Annotated in this window: 2 protein-coding genes and 1 pseudogene; all 3 read left to right on the top strand. The window is 46.9% G+C overall.

The genetic code is table 11. The features are described 5' to 3' along the window. Positions 1–751: pseudogene (locus Q0256_RS06455) on the top strand (hydrogenase large subunit); the annotation flags it as partial. Then, positions 748–1287 carry a formate hydrogenlyase complex iron-sulfur subunit gene (locus Q0256_RS06450; RefSeq protein WP_177386902.1) on the top strand — a complete coding sequence of 180 codons (540 nt, stop codon included), beginning with the start codon at positions 748–750 and terminating at the stop codon, positions 1285–1287. The pseudogene Q0256_RS06455 and the gene Q0256_RS06450, both read left to right, overlap by 4 nt. Next, a partial coding sequence (locus Q0256_RS06445) for an NADH-quinone oxidoreductase subunit B family protein (protein ID WP_367271943.1) occupies positions 1284–1588 on the top strand: 305 nt, incomplete at its 3' end. The genes Q0256_RS06450 and Q0256_RS06445, both read left to right, overlap by 4 nt.

Here is a 1588-nt window from a genome sequence, read left to right as displayed (position 1 = left end):
GACCTACGGCAATGTAATTATGGGCGGACTTCGCCGCGATATGACCGATAACGAAATCCGCAAGAGCATCGAGATCATCAATAAACTTGATGTTCAAATTTCTGAAATTTGGGACGCCGTCATGGAGGATAAACGCCAAATCGGTCGCTGGAAGGGCGTGGGCGTATTAGATCGCAAAGTAGCGCGCGATTTCAGCCCGGTAGGTCCGAATATGAGAGCTTCCGGTTTTAAACGCGACAACCGCTACGATCACCCTTATGATTTCTTCAACAAGATAGAATTCGAAGTAGCCGTAGAGCACGGTGGCGATGTATTCAGCCGCGAAGTCGTAAGATATAAAGAGCTTAAACAATCGATCCACATCATCAGGCAGTGCTTGCATCAAATGCCGCAAACGCCTATCAGCATTGATCCTAAAACGATGATCAAGCCCGAAAATTTCGCACTCGGTCACGACGAAGCGCCGCGAGGCGAAAACGTGCATTGGATCATGCAGGGCAACGCGCAGAAAGTTTATCGCTGGAGATGTCGCGCCGCTACGTATAACAACTGGCCGAGCTTACGATTTCAATTCCGCGGAAATAACATCTCCGATGCGGCGCTAATCGTATGCTCGATGGATCCGTGCTACTCATGCACCGAGCGCGTAACTTTAGTCGATATTAATAGCGGAAAGAGTAAAATTCTAACCGAAAAAGACCTTAAGAAATTTTGCCAAGACGGCAAGGTTAGCAAAAAGGATTTAAGATGATGAAATTATTCGACATTACCGAAAAATATGGTAAGGCGACCTATGCTTATCCGTTTGAGCCATACATTGTGCCCGAGAATTTTCGCGGGCAACCTGAATACACCTATGAGCTTTGCATAGGCTGTGCTGCGTGCGGAATCGCCTGCCCATCCAATGCGATCGAACTTAAGATGAACGAAGCTCAAACTAAACTTATTTGGGAATTTGATTGCGGACGCTGCATATTTTGCGGTCGCTGCGACGAGGTATGCCCTACGGGAGCGGTAAGGCTAGGCAATAGCTTTGAGCTAGCGGTAAAATTTGATAAAAGCGCGCTTATCCAACACGGCGAGCTTGAGATGGAGAAATGCAGCTGCTGCGGCAAGCCGATGACCCCAAAAAGGCTCATCAATTACACGCTAGAAAAGCTAAGTACTGCAAATTTGCTCCCAGGCAGATTAGAAGAAGCTAAAAAATATCTCTATATCTGTCCTGAATGCAAAAAAGCTCAAGCGGTCGAAAGAGTGACCAAAGGTATAGAGGAGGCAATAAAATGAGTTTGTATCAAGTCCCCGAAAATATTAAAAACGCAAACGATCTAACCGCAAAATTGGAGCTTTTGAAAAATATCAAACGAAGCTTCAGCGTTTATCGTATCGACTGCGGAAGTTGCAACGGCTGTGAAATCGAAATTTTTGCTTCTATCACGCCGATGTGGGATCCGGAGCGCTTCGGATTTAAACTCGTAGCTAACCCTCGCCACGCAGATATCTTAGTCTGCACCGGTCCGGTTACTCGCCAGATGTATTATCCGCTGCTTCGCGCTTACGAAGCGGCGCCCGATCCAAAGATCGTAGT

This window comes from uncultured Campylobacter sp. (assembly GCF_937949835.1).
Lineage (GTDB): Bacteria > Campylobacterota > Campylobacteria > Campylobacterales > Campylobacteraceae > Campylobacter_B.
The sequence above is the reverse complement of the archived record's forward strand: the minus strand, read 5'-3'. Positions and strand labels throughout refer to the sequence as shown.